Annotated in this window: 16 protein-coding genes and 1 pseudogene; 5 read left to right on the top strand and 12 right to left on the bottom strand. The window is 61.2% G+C overall.

Translation table 11 applies throughout. From position 1 onward, the window contains the following. The first annotated feature begins 38 nt into the window (after positions 1-38). Positions 39-671, top strand: coding sequence for an acyl-homoserine-lactone synthase (locus tag NKI19_RS27795; protein WP_352566560.1), 633 nt, complete (start codon positions 39-41; stop codon positions 669-671). Between the two features lie 202 nt (positions 672-873). Here the strand turns inward: NKI19_RS27795 and NKI19_RS27800 are convergent, their stop codons facing one another. Next, the gene (locus tag NKI19_RS27800; RefSeq protein ID WP_352492895.1) at positions 874-1,347 is read right to left on the bottom strand and encodes an Lrp/AsnC family transcriptional regulator; all 474 of its coding nucleotides are present in this window, start codon (positions 1,345-1,347) and stop codon (positions 874-876) included. A 129-nt stretch (positions 1,348-1,476) separates the two neighbouring features. Between NKI19_RS27800 and NKI19_RS27805 the strand changes: the two genes are divergently transcribed. Then, on the top strand, positions 1,477-3,867 hold the full coding sequence (locus tag NKI19_RS27805) for a thiamine pyrophosphate-binding protein (protein ID WP_352566562.1): 2,391 nt from the start codon (positions 1,477-1,479) through the stop codon (positions 3,865-3,867). Positions 3,868-4,034: 167 nt separating this feature from the next. On the opposite strand, the gene NKI19_RS27810 is transcribed toward NKI19_RS27805, so the two are convergent. From NKI19_RS27810 to NKI19_RS27855, 10 genes and pseudogenes are all read right to left on the bottom strand, one after another. Next, on the bottom strand, positions 4,035-4,289 hold the full coding sequence (locus tag NKI19_RS27810) for a DUF1344 domain-containing protein (RefSeq protein ID WP_352566564.1): 255 nt from the start codon (positions 4,287-4,289) through the stop codon (positions 4,035-4,037). 192 nt (positions 4,290-4,481) lie between these two features. After that, positions 4,482-7,133, bottom strand: coding sequence for an FtsX-like permease family protein (locus tag NKI19_RS27815; RefSeq protein WP_352566566.1), 2,652 nt, complete (start codon positions 7,131-7,133; stop codon positions 4,482-4,484). Continuing rightward, positions 7,130-7,810, bottom strand: coding sequence for an ABC transporter ATP-binding protein (locus NKI19_RS27820; protein WP_352566568.1), 681 nt, complete (start codon positions 7,808-7,810; stop codon positions 7,130-7,132). The genes NKI19_RS27815 and NKI19_RS27820 overlap by 4 nt, the downstream gene beginning before the upstream one ends. Further along, the gene (locus NKI19_RS27825; protein WP_352566570.1) at positions 7,803-8,465 is read right to left on the bottom strand and encodes an ABC transporter ATP-binding protein; all 663 of its coding nucleotides are present in this window, start codon (positions 8,463-8,465) and stop codon (positions 7,803-7,805) included. Before NKI19_RS27825 ends, NKI19_RS27820 begins: the two co-directional genes overlap by 8 nt. A 1-nt stretch (position 8,466) precedes the next feature. Then, complete coding sequence (locus NKI19_RS27830) at positions 8,467-9,072, bottom strand: hypothetical protein (protein WP_352566571.1); 606 nt, start codon at positions 9,070-9,072, stop codon at positions 8,467-8,469. Between the two features lie 121 nt (positions 9,073-9,193). After that, positions 9,194-10,552 carry a sensor histidine kinase gene (locus tag NKI19_RS27835; protein WP_352566573.1) on the bottom strand — a complete coding sequence of 453 codons (1,359 nt, stop codon included), beginning with the start codon at positions 10,550-10,552 and terminating at the stop codon, positions 9,194-9,196. Continuing rightward, positions 10,539-11,215: pseudogene (locus tag NKI19_RS27840) on the bottom strand (winged helix-turn-helix domain-containing protein). The gene NKI19_RS27835 and the pseudogene NKI19_RS27840 overlap by 14 nt, the downstream one beginning before the upstream one ends. Before the next feature lie 697 nt (positions 11,216-11,912). Beyond that, complete coding sequence (locus NKI19_RS27845) at positions 11,913-12,422, bottom strand: cytochrome b (RefSeq protein WP_352492886.1); 510 nt, start codon at positions 12,420-12,422, stop codon at positions 11,913-11,915. 109 nt (positions 12,423-12,531) lie between these two features. Then, positions 12,532-13,326 (bottom strand): COG4705 family protein, encoded by a 795-nt coding sequence (locus tag NKI19_RS27850; RefSeq protein WP_352492885.1) that lies wholly within the window; start codon positions 13,324-13,326, stop codon positions 12,532-12,534. A gap of 36 nt (positions 13,327-13,362) precedes the next feature. Next, positions 13,363-13,620 carry a hypothetical protein gene (locus NKI19_RS27855; protein WP_352566575.1) on the bottom strand — a complete coding sequence of 86 codons (258 nt, stop codon included), beginning with the start codon at positions 13,618-13,620 and terminating at the stop codon, positions 13,363-13,365. A 240-nt stretch (positions 13,621-13,860) separates the two neighbouring features. Here NKI19_RS27855 and NKI19_RS27860 point away from each other — a divergent pair, with 240 nt between their 5' ends. Together NKI19_RS27860 and NKI19_RS27865 are read left to right on the top strand one after the other, a co-directional pair. Beyond that, entirely contained in the window at positions 13,861-14,493 is a 633-nt protein-coding gene (locus tag NKI19_RS27860) for a methyltransferase family protein (RefSeq protein ID WP_352492883.1), read from the top strand. A gap of 255 nt (positions 14,494-14,748) precedes the next feature. After that, the gene (locus NKI19_RS27865; protein ID WP_352566576.1) at positions 14,749-15,000 is read left to right on the top strand and encodes a response regulator; all 252 of its coding nucleotides are present in this window, start codon (positions 14,749-14,751) and stop codon (positions 14,998-15,000) included. A gap of 4 nt (positions 15,001-15,004) precedes the next feature. Here NKI19_RS27865 and NKI19_RS27870 read toward each other — a convergent pair whose 3' ends face one another. Next, positions 15,005-15,547, bottom strand: a complete 543-nt coding sequence (locus NKI19_RS27870; protein ID WP_352566578.1) for a phosphatase PAP2 family protein — start codon at positions 15,545-15,547, stop codon at positions 15,005-15,007. A 39-nt stretch (positions 15,548-15,586) separates the two neighbouring features. Here NKI19_RS27870 and NKI19_RS27875 point away from each other — a divergent pair, with 39 nt between their 5' ends. After that, complete coding sequence (locus NKI19_RS27875; protein ID WP_352566580.1) at positions 15,587-16,069, top strand: DUF2127 domain-containing protein; 483 nt, start codon at positions 15,587-15,589, stop codon at positions 16,067-16,069. Positions 16,070-16,072 lie beyond the last annotated feature (3 nt).

A 16,072-nucleotide genomic window follows, 5' to 3' on the forward strand; every position in this document is an offset into this window, starting at 1 on the left:
TCACGTGGTCGGATGGGGTTCCATCTCGAGGAACCGCAATGATTCAGGTCCACGTCGTCGACGCGTCAAACAGCTTTGCCTATCGAGGCGATCTCGACAGTTACTTCCGTCTGCGACACGAAATCTATGTCGATGAACGTGGCTGGCACGAGCTGAGGCGCCCCGACAGTCGCGAGATCGACCCCTTTGATACACCAGAAGCGATTCATCTGCTCGGCATCCAGCCGGGAAGGGGTGTCGTTGCCGGATCCCGGCTGGTGCCCAGCCTAAGACCGCATCTGATGAGCGAAATCTTTCCGCAACTTGCCGAGGGTGGCGTGCCGCGCCGACCCGATATCTTTGAGTGGACCAGGTTTTTCGTGGCCCGGGATTTTCGCGACCCCGGCCGACCCTGTCAGGCCGCCGGCGTGATCTACTGCGGGATTCTGGAATTCTGCATTCAAAGAGGCATAAGCAATCTGACCATTGTCTGCGAGGACTACTGGTTCGACCGCTTGGCATCGATCGGCTGGTGTCCAAGGCAGCTTGGATCTTCATTCAAATGCGATGACATGACCATCATCGGCGTCATGGTCGACGTCGGCCCGTCTGCCTTGGCCGCGACGCGACAATTCTACCGCATAACCGACCCAGTGCTTTGGGCCGAAACGGCACTCAAGCGGCTGGCCTGACCGCGGGCCGTCCGTTTTTGGGCGTCACGCCTCGAACGAACATGCTGCCTGGCAGACAAGTTCGCGCACGCCAGCGATGGCGTATCCGCCCGTCAGCCAAAAAAACCAATCGCAAAACCGGCCGCTGCAGTCACCACCGGGCGAAATCGTGCTGTTCGAACCGGGGAACCTAAGCGATTGACTTGCCAACGTTTAGAAAAAATCATGTCTCGACCGGCAGCCGGTTCGACCGCTTGATCTGCGCAAGCGCGAAGCTGGACTCGATCGAGGAGACGCCATCGAGCCGCGTCAGCTTTTCCTTCAGGAAGCGCTCATAGGCGTGCAAATCGCGCACCACCACACGCAGCAGATAATCGCGCTGGCCAGTCATCAGATAGCAATCGACCACCTCCGGCCAGCGTGCGATCGCCGCATTGAACCGCTTCAGCTCGTTCTCGCGCTGGCGCTCCAGCTTGATCGAGGCGAACACCGAGATCGGCAGGTCGACCATGTCCTGGTCGATCAGGGCGGCATAGCCGGTGATGACCCCCATGTCCTCCATTAGCCGGACCCGGCGGGCGCAGGGCGAGGCCGAAAGACCGACCCGATCGGCAAGCTGCTGAGCCGTCATCCGGCCATCGACCTGCAGCGCGGCAATGATCTTTCGGTCGATATCGTCCAGTCGGCGTTTTGGCATGGATAGTTACTCCATTGGTCGATATTGCCGAAACCAGCTAACGCAAGTGCCAATCTCCTGCAAGTTTAGCGACAATCGGTTTTTGCTCAGCCCTATGATTGCGACGATCGCAACCGGGAGTCTTGCAGCATGGACAAACAAAAACTGGAGGCACTTTCGGCGCTGGAGAAGAAGGTGCTCTGGCTGTCGACTTGGATGATCCATAACGCCAATCACCTGCGCGAAAACACCGACGGCCTGAAGGTTGGCGGACACCAGGCGTCCTCGGCTTCGCTGGTGACGATCATGACCGCGCTGTATTTCTTGATGCTGAGGCCGGACGACCGAATCGCGGTGAAGCCGCACGCCTCGCCGGTGTTCCACGCCATCCAGTATCTTCTGGGCAATCAGACGAGGGAGAAGCTCGAAGGATTTCGCGCCTTCGGTGGCGCGCAAAGCTATCCGTCGCGGACCAAGGATGTCGATGACGTCGATTTCTCCACCGGCTCGGTAGGTCTCGGCGTCGCGCAGACGCTGTTTGCCTCCCTTGTGCAGGATTATCTCAGCGCTCGCGACGAAAGCATGCCCGAGGGCCGCATGGTGGCGCTGCTCGGCGATGCCGAGATGGACGAAGGCAACATCTTCGAGGCGCTGCTCGAAGGCTGGAAACATGGCCTGCGCAACTGCTGGTGGATCGTTGACTACAATCGCCAGAGCCTCGATGCCGTTGTGCGCGAAGGCCTTTGGGAACGCTTCGAAAACTTCTTCAGGAATTTCGGCTGGGATGTGGTCATCCTGAAATACGGCAAGCTGCTCGAAGCCGCTTTTGCCCAGCCGGGCGGCGAGGCGTTGAAGGCCTGGATCGACGGCTGCCCGAACCAGCTCTATTCGGCGCTGACCTTTCAAGGCGGCGGCGCCTGGCGCAAGCGGCTGTTTGCCGATATCGGCGAAAAGCCGGGCCTGAAATCACTTCTCGACCGGCGATCCGATGCTGAAGTCGCCGCACTGATGACAAATCTCGCTGGCCACGACCTGCAGTGCCTGATCGAAGCTTTCGAGAGGGCGCGCGGCCACGACCGGCCGACCTGCTTCATCGCCTATACGATAAAAGGTTTCGGCCTGCCGCTCGCTGGCCACAAAGACAATCATGCCGGGCTGATGACCAAGGATCAGATGGCCGTCTTTCGCGCCTCGATGTCGATCGGTGAGGGGCGGGAGTGGGATGCCTTCGAAGGCTTGGATATTGGCAAGGTTGATCTTCGACGTTTCCTCGATGCGGTACCTTTTGCCGCGAAAGGCCGACGCCGCCGGCACGCCCAACGCATCCTGGTCCCCGATCGCCTCGGCCCGGAAGCCAAGGGCAGCGTCTCCACCCAGATCGGATTCGGCAGGATCCTGGACGAGATTGCACGGACGGGCGGGCCGCTTGCCGACGCTATCGTCACGACATCGCCCGACGTCACTGTTTCGACCAATCTCGGACCCTGGGTCAACCGGCGCGGCCTGTTCGCGCGAAGCTCGCTTGCCGACACTTTCCGCAGCGAACGCATAGCCTCGGCGCAGAAATGGGAATTCGGCCCATCCGGCCAGCACATCGAACTCGGCATTGCCGAGAACAATCTGTTCATCCTGCTGTCGGCGCTAGGGCTGTCGCATTCGGTTTTCGGCAAACGGCTGTTGCCGATCGGCACGCTCTACGATCCGTTCATCCAGCGCGGTCTCGATGCGCTCAACTATGCCTGCTACCAGGATGCGCGCTTTCTCCTTGCAGCCACCCCGTCGGGCGTCACGCTGGCGCCGGAGGGTGGCGCGCATCAGTCGATCGCCACCCAGTTGATCGGCATGGCGCAGGACGGGCTTGCGGCTTACGAGCCGGCATTCGTCGATGAGTTGAGCGTCATAACGCGTTTTGCACTGGATTACCTGCAGCGCGACGGCGACGTCGTCCAGTCGGAGCGCACCTGGCTGCGCGACGAGACCGGCGGCTCGGTCTATCTGCGGCTCTCGACGCGCCCCATTGATCAGATCATTCGAACCATGACGCAGGACCTTGAGCAGGACATTGTCGACGGCGGCTATTGGCTGCGGCCCCCGGGTCCGAATGCGGAGGTGATCGTCGCCTATACAGGCGCCGTCGCGCCGGAAGCCATCGAGGCGGTCGGCATGATGGCGGAGGATCGTCGCGACGTCGGTCTTTTGGCAGTGACTTCGGCCGATCGGTTGAACGCAGGCTGGACGGCGGCAAGCCGCGCACGCGAACGCGGCCTTGTTCATGCCAGAAGCCATGTCGAACGGCTGTTCGAGGAGCTTCCAGCCCATTGTGCGATCGTCACGGTCGCCGACGGCCATCCGGCCGCGCTCGGCTGGCTGGGCTCGGTATACGGCCATCGCACGCGAAGTCTCGGCGTCGAGCACTTTGGCCAGTCCGGGACAATCGGTGATCTTTACCGGCACTTCGGAATCGACGCCAATTCCATAGCGACAGCCGCCGACCGGATTGCTGGTGGGCGCCCCATCCGCTATCTGCGCGCGCTGGATTGACGGAAGACATTCACGGCTGCTGCAGACCGGAAGGCGAATGTCCGCCGTGTGCATTCCGAGATGTGCCGCGCGGTACCCCAGGACCGTGCCGACTGGAATTTGCTGGCTGCCGGCAAGGAATCGGGCTGGCGGGCCAGCCCGATTGTAGGCATTTCGTCTGACACCTGTTACTTGGCCTGGTGAATACTGGAAACCACTAGTTTGCCGGCCTTGGCCGAATAGGTAACGACGACCTTTTCACCGACCTTGAGTGTCTCGGCCTCAATCCCTTCCGGCAAGATGAACGTCTTGCCGTCGGACAGAGTGATCGAATCGCCACTCTTATCGACACTCGCGATGGTGCCGGTGACCGCCTTGGCGAAGGCACCGCTCGAAGATGCGAGGGCCAGTACCATTGCGGTTGCGATGACTGATTTTTTCATTTGGTTTTCCCGGTTGGTTTCGTTGCGATGCCGAAAGGGCTGTTGGCGCCAGAGCGGCAACGGTGACGATCCGGAGCGGTAGGGCTTGCCGGATCATTTCCCTCAGCGAGAGAAGATGGGATCGAGCCTATGCGGCAGAGTTTTCGGTAAGATGGCCGGGACTTTACAAATGGGTAAGTCCGGCGCGGATTGTCATAGATCCCGCAGGTGCTCAGCGTCCTGTCCGGACGAGGGCCTGGCCGACCGGATCGCGGCGACGACCGAAGCGGCGACAAGGCCGAGCACGACCCCCAGATAAGCCCAGGGAACCGAGAGCCTCTCCGGCGGGGGGTCGAACACGCCGGTCAACAGCTTCACCAGCATCCACCCCGTCAGCAAGCCCGACAGAAGCCCGAATGCGAAACCACCGACGAGGATCAGGAGGCCTTCGCTCCACAGAAAGGTCGCCAATTGCCGAGGCTTGGCGCCGATGGCGCCCAGTATCGCGAAGGGCCGGCGGCGCTCGACGAAGCCCAGCGCCAGCATCAGCCCGCCGGCGGCCGCGGCCATGACGACGGAAAACGCCAGTTCGATCGTCGTCAGTCCGCCAAGATCGACCGCGGTCAGGCTCGAGCCGATGAGATGGGCAGCCTGGCCAATGTCGGCGACCTTCAGCGACGGATCGAAGGTGAGTGCCGAAGAAGCCTGCCGCGCCAGTGCTGCAGGATCGGCCTTGGCCCGCATCAGGACGTACTCGGATGTATCCGACCCGGTCATGCGGGCCACGTAGGCGGCGTTCGCAACGAGGAAGGAGTCCTTCGGTGCTGTCGGAAATTCGCGCGCGACGCCGATGAACTTGAAGGCGACGGGATGGTACTGGTGATCCCTTGCATCGATGAGCCGCAGATTGATCGTATCGCCTTGCTGAAGCTGGAAGTCCTGCACGGTCTCTTCCGAGACCAGGACACCGTCGGGCGTGGCGGCGAGCTGGTCGAGCATGCCGGCCGCGCCGGCGCCGCTGAAATAGGCGTCGGAAAGCTTCGTTGCCCGTTCGATACGCCATGGGTCGATGCCGTAGAGATCCTGCAGGTCGGCGCCGACATAGGCGAAACGATGCTGCATGGGTTCTGCCGCGGCCGCCTCGGGCAGCGCCGCCAGCGCCGCCAGATACGGTCCGGCCGGTCTGTCCGATGTGCCGAAGACGGTGACGTCGGACCCGTTGGTCAGTTCGGCATCGATGCGTGCCTGGGCATTGTAGGTGGTGTTGAAGATCGCGGTCGACGTGGCGAAGGAGATGGCCAGCGCTGTCATCGCGATGCCGATGGTCAGGCGCCCCGATTGCCGCGACAACGCGGCTGACACGACAGCCGCAAGAGGCCCGGCGACCGGCGCAATGATCGCTCGAAGACCCCTGCCGTTGCGCGCGATAATGGCGCCCGACAGCCGCACGGTCAGCAGCGCCATGCCCAGCCAGAACAGCGCCGGCGCGATGAACGCCTTGTAGTCCACGGAGATCGCGGCGACGCCTTCGGGCGCAAGAACGATCTGGTATCCGGTGCTCGCCGACTGCGACAAGAAAAGCCCTGCGGCCGCGAGCAAAATGATGTCGAGCCACAGGCGCCGCCAAAGCGGCGTCCACGCCCTGCTGACGGTACGCCGCGCGGCACTGACAGTCGCCCAGCGCGCGTCACGCCAGGCGGGAAACAGAAAGGCGATGAAACCGACAAGCAACCCGAACAAGGCTACAAGAAGCAATGTCGGACCGCTCATGCTCGCCGTCACGTGCAGGCCTGGAGCGATGCGGCCGAAGAGCAACGCCGCGGCGATGCCGAGCGCGGTTCCGCCGACTGCGGCGATTGCGGCCTCGGCAGCGGACAGGGACAGGATTGTTCTCGTCGTCGCGCCGCGGACGCGAAGCAGCGCCTGCTCCGTGCGCCGGCGCACCGCACCGGACGAAGTGACCGCAAAGGTGAGGGCAATGGCCAGCGCGATGCCGGGCAGGCCGAGAAACAGGAACAGGACGGACGCATAAAGCGCATCCTCCCGAACCGCCCCGAGACGGGAGCCGAGATTGTCGGCGACCAGAGCCTGACCGACGACCCGTTCCTCAAGATTCCTATGCGCGCCGGTGACAAAGGTATAGGCGCTGACCGGGTCCGGCGGCAGCGCCTCATGGGCGAGCCGCACGTGCCATTGCAGCCGGGCGGTGTCGGGCCGCATTTTCTGCTGCGGGTCGAAGAGTTGCTGCCAATCTTGCTGTGGCAGCACGAGCACGTTGTCGGGCGGCGCCTGCGGAGCAGCCTGGGGCGGCAGGCCGACCGCCTGGAACAGCGAATCCGCGTCGGGAAGATCGATCACGCCGGCGACCTTGACCTCTGCCGGCGGCAGGCCGATCCGCTTGATCGAGACTGTATCGCCCGGCCCGACATGAAGATTGGCCGCCGCCTGCTGGGCAATGAGCACGCCGTCGATGGCGCCGGAAAGCGGCCGGACTTCCGCCGGAAAGGTTTTCGAATAGCCATTGTCGAAAGCAATGACCTGGCCCGATCCGGTGGTCTGCGTCGTGCCGCCGGTCTGCGATTCGAACCCGGCAACATCCGCATAGCGGAGCTGATGAACGGCCTTGACCGGCGCGTCGGCCAGCGCCTTGCCGATCAGGTCAGGATCGGCACCGGAAATCACCTGAACCTGCCAGTCGATCGGCACGGCCGATATGGCGCGCTCCGTCATCGAGGTGCTGGCGTTGGCGAGAAAAAGCGCCATCGCCGCGAGAAGCGCCACGGTCAGCGCGACGCCTGCCATGGCACCGGCGACGCGCAGGAAACGGCGGGCGAGAACGCCGCGAACCCACAAGAGGAGCATCATGCCGCCTTGTTTCTCGGCCGACCTGCGATCAGCCGGCCGTGGTCCATCGTCCACCGTGTCGCCATCCGGGCGGCCACGGCTTCGTCATGCGTTGCCACAACCAAGGCTATGTCTGTCCCGTTCAGGCGATCCAGCACTGCGTCGAAGAAGAACTGCGCCGTGATGCTGTCGAGCTGCCCGGTCGGCTCGTCGGCAAGCACGAGTTTTGGCCCTATGGCTAAAGCGCGCGCCATGGCTATTCGTTGCGACTGCCCACCGGACAATTCCTCTGGCAGTTTGTCGCCAAGCTCGCCGAGGCCAAACGATTCCAGCAGTGCTGCCGCGGTTTCGTCCGCGGCGGCGCCTTTGCCGGCCAGGATCATGGGCAAGGCGACATTCTGAGCTGCGGTGAGCGCTGGGAACAGGCTGGGCGACTGGAACACAAATCCGATCAGACGCGGCCGCAGTTCCTCGAACGGACCAAGCCCCGGCCATTCGATGGTGCCGGCCGTCGGTCTGTCCAGCCCGCCAAGAATATGCAGCAGCGTTGTCTTGCCGCTGCCGGAAGGCCCGACCAGGGCAATGCGCGCGCCTGTCGCGATCTCGCAGTCGACGTCGAGCAGCACCGTGATCCGGCCGGCGTTTCCATCATGAAAGTCCCGGCCAAGGCCTTTGCCGACAACGAGCGTCTCACTCACTGTCGATCCTCCCGTCTTTCAACCTGATGATCCGGTCGGCTCTTTGCGCCAGCGCCTTGCTGTGGGTTGCGAGCAGCGTCGCCAGTCCGGCTTCGCGTCTCGCCTCGAACTGCCCGATCAGCCCGGATTCGGTGTCACGGTCGACCTCCGCGGTCGGCTCGTCGGCAACCAGGATCGGCGGGTCCGCGGCCAGCGCCACAGCAAGGCCCGCGCGCGCCGTCTCGCCGCCCGAGAGCTCGGTTGGAAATGCCTGCGCGCGATGCGAGAGGCCGACGCTTTCCAGCAAGGCGCCAATTCGCTTCTGGTCCAGCTTTCCCGCCAGAAGCATCTGCAAACGCAGGTTCTGTTCGACGCTCAGGTGGCCAAACAGGTTGCCGGACTGCAGCAGGATGCCGAAATTGGCGGCGCGAACGCGTGCACGCTCGGCCTCCGGTCGCCGGGTCAGGCGCAGGCCGGCCACCTCGACATGGCCACCATCCGGCTCGTCCAGCCCGGTCACGCAGAACAACAAGGTGGATTTGCCGCTGCCGGACGGTCCCGTCAGGGCGACGATCTCGCCAGCCGACACATGGATGCTGATGCCACGCAATGCGGCTGTCTCGTCGTCGCCGATGTGGAAGAACCGATAGAGTTCATGCGCGTCCAGCGCGTGCATTTCATTTCCACCGGAACGAGTTGGACATCAACTGCCACTGGTCGACATTGTCCGCGCCCTTTGGCGCGTAGAGTTCGAGCGTGATCAGCTTGCCGTCCTTGAAATAGAGGTACCGCTCGTTCTCCAGGCGGACCTGCTTGTTGGTCACCGCATTTGGTTCGGAGTTGGACGTATAGACAATGCGGATTGCCGGGCCCGCCGCCAGCTTGACCTGCTTGACCGCCGTCACCCGGACGGCTCGACCGGTGGATTGGAGCTTCGGAACATAATCCGCCTTGGCGCTTTCGACGGTCGGTGCGGCGTCCGCCTTTGCCGCGGAAACAACGACGCCGTCGAGCTTGTCGACGAAGCTTGCGCCGTCGGCATTGTCCGTGCGCGCCCACCCCTCCGGCACCTTCATGGTGAACCCTTGCGGTGAGGCATAGTCGATGAAGACTTGCGTATCGGGAATATCGCCGGGAGGGTTCTTTTCCGCGGGGACGACTTTCTCGGCCGCCAACGCCGGCAGATTTCCGAAATCTGGAACGAGCGCGCCGGCAGCGCCCAGACATGCCGCAACGGTAAGGATCGGCAGAATCCGGCTGATTTTTCGATGAGCGGACATCATTTGAGCGGCCTTTCGAGCTGAACGGCGAATTCACTCACTATCGCGCGTCAAGCTTACAGGCATGTCGCCTGGTTCATACGGATTGGTAAGCTTGGAGGGCGGTGCCTAGCCAGCCGACGATTTAGCAGCGGGGGAAACTGACCACCACCGCGAGGCCGGGATGGCGGTCTTCGAGGGTAATGGATGCGCCGTGCAGATCGGCAATGGCGCGCACCAGGCTAAGCCCAAGGCCGCTGCCGGGCGTCGTGCGGCTGTTGTCCAGCCGGTAGAGCCGTTGGAACACTTTTTCGCGCTCCTCGGTTGGAATCCCCGGGCCGTCATCGCCGACTTTTACAAGAATGCGGTCATCCCTAGGGATCACTGACAATTCGATCGCCGTGCCTGCCGGGCAATGCCGCAAGGCGTTCTCCACCAGATTGGCGAACATCTGCGTCAACAATTCCCGATCGCCGTGGATCTGGCATTGTGTGCCTTGAAGGATTTTTGCCGTCAGCGACTTTCCGTCATCCTCAGCAACGTCCGCATAGATTTCGGCAATGCTCTCGACTACGCCATTGACGTCCAGATCGATGAAGCGCGCCTTGCGCGCTCCAGCCTCGATCTGGGCGATGCGCAGCAAGGCATCGAACGTCTCATTGATCTGGAGCCCTTCCGCCCGCGCGTCCGCCAAATCATCGGAAACCTCCTCGCCCAGAGCGGTCTTGTCGGCGGCGGCTTCCAAAATCATCTGCAGGCGGTTCAGCGGCGTCTTCAAATCATGCGCGATGTTGGCGCTGACCTGCTTCATGCCTTCGACCAGGGCCGACAGCCGGTCGAGCGCGGCGTTGACCTGGGCGGAAACCCCGTCGATATCGTCGCCGTTGCCAACCAGGGGAATGCGGGCGTCAAGCCGCCCATGCGACACGTCGACCATGGTGGCAGCGATACCGTCGAGGCGGCGCTGGACACGGGATGCCAGCAAGGCGCCGCCGGCCACTGCCAGACCGGTGATGATGAGGGTTCCCCAGCCAAAGCTCATCAGCACGATGGTTTCCAACTCATCGGTCTCGGACAGGTTGAAGGCGACCGTCAGATTGTTTCCGCCAACCGAACCGGACCAGGCCCGGTAGACGGTGCCGGCCGGCACGCCGGGCATAGTGGCGTCAAACATCGAGAAGCCGTCGGGAAGGTCCCCCGCGGTAAAGTTGCCGGCAAGATGATTGCCGGCCGGACCGGTCAGCGAGAACAGCTGCTCTTTCTTGGCTGAGAGCGCGGCATGGCTGTCGACCGTCGCAACCAGATCCTCCAGATCGCTTTCGGCATAAGTCGCCGCCACCACCGAATAGGTCTCCTTGATGGAATCATCGAGCCGCTCGGCAAGGTCGGCGCTCATCAGCTGATAAACGATGGCGCCCGACAGGATAAAGGCAAGCACGAATAAGAAGGCGAAGGTCAGGGCAAGCCGAAAAGGCGTACTGCGTAGCAGATTAAACCGGCGCATGCAGGCTGTAGCCGGTGTTGCGGACAGTATGGATAAGCTGCGTTTCGAACGGCTTGTCGATCTTGGTTCTCAGCCTGCTGATATGGGTCTCGACGACGCTGGTCTTGGGATCGAAATGGAAATCCCAGACGCGCTCCAGCAACATGGTCCGGGTGATGACGCGGCCTTCGCCACGCATCAGCACTTCGAGCAGCCTGAATTCCCGCGGTTGCAGGTCGATCGCCTGACCTGCCTAGTGACCCGGTGCAAGAGCAGATCCATTTCAAGATCGGCGACGCGCAAGGCGGTCTTCTGTTCGTGTGCCGCCGGCCGGCGGCCAAGGGCGTTGACGCGGGCGAGCAACTCGGAAAAGGCGAATGGCTTGACGAGGTAGTCGTCGCCGCCGGCCTCGAGGCCCTCGACCCGGTCGTCGACGCCACCGACCGAGGTCAAAAAGATCGCCGGCGTTCGAACCCCGGCGGCACGCACCGCCTTGATCATCGACAGGCCGTCCAGACCGGGGATCATCCGATCCGCGATGATCACGTCATAGGCGTCGCGTGTCGCGGCAAACAGCGCGTCATGGCCATTGGGCAGCAGATCGCAAACATGCCCGGCTTCGCTCAGTCCCTTGACTACGTATTCGGCAGTCCGTGGGTCATCCTCAACAAGGAGAAGTCGCATCTCTGTTCCGGTCTGTTGCCGAGGCTTTGTCCGCGGTGCATGCTAGCGCCGGCAGCTGCCCGCTCCTAGAATACCTATTCCTGGAATATAGGATCATCAGCCGAAAAACCCCAGCAGCGAGTTCCTGGCTTCGAAAGTCTGATCCATTTCATAGGTCCTCAGAACCGGAATGGCGATATGGCCGCACCGGATAGAAAGCCGCGCCGCGGATTTTCCTCGCCGGCCGTTGCTATCGCGGCCAAATAGAGCGCCGCCAGTCCGCCTGCTATCGGAGCCGGCCTGGCAATGGATGAGGACAGGTTTCGGGCCGACTTCATCAGTGCAATCAAGGCGAGCGACTGGTGCTGCGCCAGGTCCCTGCGAGCCGACTCGATATGCCTGATGCCGAGATCCTTCGCCGCCCGCACCGCTGCGTCAGATCATGACCGACCAGGCGCTTTACCGCGCAGATTGATGATCGTGGCGATGTGGTACTCGTCGTGGTAGGCCCTCATCTCGTCCACCGACGGCCGGGCCGATCGATGGCTTCACCGGCAACGATTGCGTGAAAATTGTCATTAAGGTGGGACGCCCCCAGGGCGCAATCCAACTGGGAAGGCAATCACGGAAATCGAAGCTGTCACCCAGGCTTTGATTGCGAACTTGTCATTGGCTGCCTTTCCGTCACGGCTTGATGCCTTCGAATTTGGTTCGAAGGTCATCTGGCCGCATCGCGTGCGGGGACAAGCATCTTGCGCAGCACGGCGTCTTTCAGAATAAAATGATGGAAGAGTGCCGCACCGGCATGAATGCAGATGAGGACCATGAACACCGGCTTTGCCCAGGCATGGATATCGCCTATCCAGCCCCAGACATGAAAGGCCAGAAGCCCGGAAACAGGAACAGCGACGAGAAGGCCGTAGAACAGCGCATGCGTTGCGCGTGAGGCGAAAGCGATCCATTTCGGCATTGTCGATTGCGGCTTGGGCGCACCGATGAAGAGGCGCACGGCCAGTCGCACGAACACCAGCAACAGAAGCGCCAGGCCGACCCAGTAATGGGCGGATCCCATGGTCTGCTCGTAGGACGACAGTTGCCGTCCGTCCGCTGCCGCATCGACGTATGTTGTCATGCTTTCCCCGAACAGGAGTTGGAACAGGACAAGCGCCGCTATCGTCCAATGCAGGCTAATCTGAAGGCTGCTGTAGCCGGATCTCTTGGAGTTCATTTTCTGTCCATGAGGTGAGCGCTGTAGCTGCCGATGCGACCCAGGCAGGAATCCGTTGACGTATTGCCGCGTTCTCGCCGCGTGCGACGGGCGTGCAGATGCTCGATTCCTAATCGGATTCGAGCAGGATCTTGTCAGCCTCGTGGGCGTGCTTCTTCAGGCTCATATAGAGAACAAGGGTGACGATGCAGCAAAGGAAGAGCATGCTGGTCAAGGTGGTGCCGAAACCTAGGCCGCCATATTCGAAGGGTTGCGAGAGCAGGTCGCCGAACGAGGCGCCAAGCGGTCGCGTCAGGATATACGCGAGCCAGAAGGCGAGGATGCCGCCCAGCTTCAGCACGTAATAGGCAAATGCGATGAGCGCGATGACGCCGGCAAACAACAGGCCCGTGGTGAGGTAGCCCATATCGAAGCTCTCGGCTACCAGGTCGCCCGCCGCAGTGCCTAGCGAGAAGGTGAAGAGGATCGCCAACCAATAGAAGACCTCGCGTTTCGTCGTGACAATCGTATGGATCGACAGTGTCCTTTCGCTGGCAAACCAGACAGCGAAGGTCGCGGCGAGCACGATGGTGAAGCAAATCGTGGTTGTTTCTAGGCGCACGCCGAAATTGTCGACGAGATTGTCGGTGACCAGCGTGCCGACCACGCTTATCAACACTACCGCCAGCCAGTAGGCCCAGGGCACGTAGCGTTTCTGCGCGAATTGCAGGACAAGCGCGACAACTAGGATGGCGGTCATGATCAGCGAGGTGACGGTCAGGCCAAGACCGAGATTGACGGCCAGATAGTCGGCCGCCGTCTCGCCCATGGTCACCGCCAACAGCTTGATCAGCCAGAAATCGACAGTGACATCCGGAACCCGGTTAACAGCAGGCGCGACACGTTGGGCGGCTGGCGAGAACATTGCTGTATCCTGTCGTTTGATGAGACGTAGGGTGGACTACTTGCCCAAGATTTTCATTGCCTGAGCGAAGAAGTCGTCGGCGCGCTTGTCGTCGTCGGCATTGCAGCGCTCGATGCCCTTGGTCTCCAGCTCGGAAACCTTGGTCTTGTCCGTATCGCCAAGTTTCGCTTCAGCCTCTGCGGCGCGCAGGGTCTTGAGCGTTCCTTCGCAAGGCGCTGGTCCTGCGGAGGCTGATGACATCGGACTGGCGATGGCAACTGCACCGAGCGCGAGGGCGAGAACCAGTTTGTTCATATAACATTTTCCTGTGTGGCGCCGGTCTTTCCGGCAATGTCGGTCAAGCTCCGGCAACTCGACCGGGAGCAGGGACCATAGGGAGGCGAGTTCGCCGGCATCTGTCCGGTGGCTTACAATTTTGTAAGAATAAGAGGAAACCCTGTTGATTGCCTCGCCATCAGCCGGCGGAAAGGGTAGTTGGTTACGCGCAACGACATTTCGGCCCATCCATAGACTTGCCAGAGCTGGGGGAAACCAATGACCTACGCCTCTCTCAAGCCGTCACCGAAGGCATTCGACCAGCACAAGCGTCTGATCGTTGTCCAGGTGGTGGCAGTCCTGGCCATAGCGCTGCTGTTGTTTGCCAAGCCGTTCCTGCGCGAAGGGTCGAGCGAGCACGAGTTCATCGAACTGCTCGGCTGCGTACTCATCCTCGTCTGCGTCGGTGGCCGTCTGTGGAGCATTCTCTATGTCGGCGGCAAAAAGAACGAAGAGTTGATTTCCGCGGGGCCGTTTTCCATGACGCAGAACCCGCTGTATTTCTTCTCGACGATCGGCGCGGTGGGCATCGGGTTGATGTATGGATCCATCGTTGCAGCCTTGGCATTGGGCCTAGCCAGTTTCATCGTTTTCCGGGTGACGGCGCGCAAGGAGGCCGAATTCCTGCTCGGAAAGTTCGGCCCCGCCTACACGGCGTATGCAGAGCGGACGCCGCGCTTCTGGCCGAACCCGCTGCTGTTTGCCGACCAGCCCGAGCGGCAGTTTTCAACAGGTGCGCTGAGGCGGACATTTTATGACGGGCTTTATTTCCTCGCCATCTTCCCCGCGATCGAGACGATCGAGTATTTCAGGGCCAGCGGCTTTCTGCTCACGTTTTTCACGCTCTATTGATCAATGCATAAGTCTGCTGTCATTCGCCCACGCTAACCGCTATCAGCTGGACATAAGAGCACCGACTAAATTTTTGGCACATCGCGCAATGCAGAGCGGAATTTACGACATCGAATGGTCATTTACCGGGAAGGGCACTAAGCGGGACGGCGGTCCGCGGAAAACCCATCTCCCAACATTGGCCAAAGCATTTTTGCCGGACCATGATGTAAGCACTCTTTCGCGATGTGGCTATCGTGCGCTGAGACGGATTAAATGCGTATCTTACTTGCGGAAGACAATCGCGAATTGTCGACATGGCTGGCGCGCCTGCTGCGGCGCGACAATTACGTGATCGATTGCGTCTTTCGCGGCGATGATGCCGATGCCGCCCTAGCAAGCCAGGACTACGCCTTGGTGATCCTCGACCTGGCGTTGCCGCATCTCGACGGCATCGAGGTGCTGCGGCGGCTGCGAGGCCGCGGCACCACGACGCCGGTCATCATTCTCACCATTGTTGGCACATAAGGAGCTAGAGAATTCTTGTCACCAGATTGTCCAGCCGGGAGTTCTCGCGGTAAGCCAATCGCACCACAACGGCACCTAAGACGCCCGTGATGGCGCCCCCGATCACGTCGGTGACATAGTGGGTGCCGATATAAATTCTCGACCAGCAAATCAGGAATGCCATGATCATGAATGCCAGCGCCCGCCGAGGCAGAGCTTGCATCGCAAAGGCCGCAACGATTGCAACGCTCGCAGTCCCGTGATCGGAGGGGAATGACCAATCTGTGCTCGGCGCAATTAACAGATGCGTCACGCCGGCATCGTAGGGCCGTATCCGGTGCACGAACAGAAGAATGAACTGGTTGATCGCTAGACCGAGCAAGAACGCCAGACCGGCCGACAAGGCCGCGTGACGAACATGGTAGCGGTCGGCCTTCGCCCACCATTGCACAACCACAGCCAACACCATGAGCGGAACGCCGATTTGTGAGGCGCCAGTCATTGCTTTATCCAGAACCGGGTGAAGCCCAGCTGCAGCGTTGATCCAGTGAGTGAGACTTGCATCCATTCTTTGTTGCTTCCGTTATTGTCGATCGCGAGGTGAATTGTGAAAGCAGTCGACGAACGCCGGATTCATCAGATTTTTGAAGTCAGCGTCTGGCTCAAGGGTGCGCACGCCCTGATCGAATGCCTTGGCGGTGTCCTGCTTTATCTCGCTACCACAGACACCATTGCCTCGTGGGTCAATGCTTTCACCCAAGAGGAGTTGATCGAAGATCCGAACGATTTCATAGCTGGCTATCTGTCGCAGATGGCAAGCCATTTTTCGATCGCCAGCAAGGAGTTCTACGCCTTCTACCTGCTCAGCCACGGCCTGATAAAGCTGCTCTTGGTTATAGGCCTTTTGCGAGGCAAGCTGTGGGCGTATCCGGCCTCCCTCGTCGCGCTCGGCGCATTCATGGTCTACCAAGTCTACCGCTATTCCTACACCCATTCACCGGGCCTGCTCGTACTGACCGTCTTCGATGCGGTCGTCATGGTGCTGATCTGGCACGAATGGGGCATAATGCGGCGGCACAAGCCAGCATAGCGA

Source organism: Mesorhizobium sp. M0751 (genome assembly GCF_040320265.1).
Lineage (GTDB): Bacteria > Pseudomonadota > Alphaproteobacteria > Rhizobiales > Rhizobiaceae > Mesorhizobium.

Coding starts and splice junctions, on each gene's coding strand:
- NKI19_RS27795 (WP_352566560.1), top strand. CDS start 39: ATGATTCAGGTCCACGTCGTCGACGCGTCAAACAGCTTTGCCTATCGA.
- NKI19_RS27800 (WP_352492895.1), bottom strand. CDS start 1,347: ATGCCAAAACGCCGACTGGACGATATCGACCGAAAGATCATTGCCGCG.
- NKI19_RS27805 (WP_352566562.1), top strand. CDS start 1,477: ATGGACAAACAAAAACTGGAGGCACTTTCGGCGCTGGAGAAGAAGGTG.
- NKI19_RS27810 (WP_352566564.1), bottom strand. CDS start 4,289: ATGAAAAAATCAGTCATCGCAACCGCAATGGTACTGGCCCTCGCATCT.
- NKI19_RS27815 (WP_352566566.1), bottom strand. CDS start 7,133: ATGATGCTCCTCTTGTGGGTTCGCGGCGTTCTCGCCCGCCGTTTCCTG.
- NKI19_RS27825 (WP_352566570.1), bottom strand. CDS start 8,465: ATGCACGCGCTGGACGCGCATGAACTCTATCGGTTCTTCCACATCGGC.
- NKI19_RS27830 (WP_352566571.1), bottom strand. CDS start 9,072: ATGATGTCCGCTCATCGAAAAATCAGCCGGATTCTGCCGATCCTTACC.
- NKI19_RS27835 (WP_352566573.1), bottom strand. CDS start 10,552: ATGCGCCGGTTTAATCTGCTACGCAGTACGCCTTTTCGGCTTGCCCTG.
- NKI19_RS27845 (WP_352492886.1), bottom strand. CDS start 12,422: ATGAACTCCAAGAGATCCGGCTACAGCAGCCTTCAGATTAGCCTGCAT.
- NKI19_RS27850 (WP_352492885.1), bottom strand. CDS start 13,326: ATGTTCTCGCCAGCCGCCCAACGTGTCGCGCCTGCTGTTAACCGGGTT.
- NKI19_RS27855 (WP_352566575.1), bottom strand. CDS start 13,620: ATGAACAAACTGGTTCTCGCCCTCGCGCTCGGTGCAGTTGCCATCGCC.
- NKI19_RS27860 (WP_352492883.1), top strand. CDS start 13,861: ATGACCTACGCCTCTCTCAAGCCGTCACCGAAGGCATTCGACCAGCAC.
- NKI19_RS27865 (WP_352566576.1), top strand. CDS start 14,749: ATGCGTATCTTACTTGCGGAAGACAATCGCGAATTGTCGACATGGCTG.
- NKI19_RS27870 (WP_352566578.1), bottom strand. CDS start 15,547: ATGGATGCAAGTCTCACTCACTGGATCAACGCTGCAGCTGGGCTTCAC.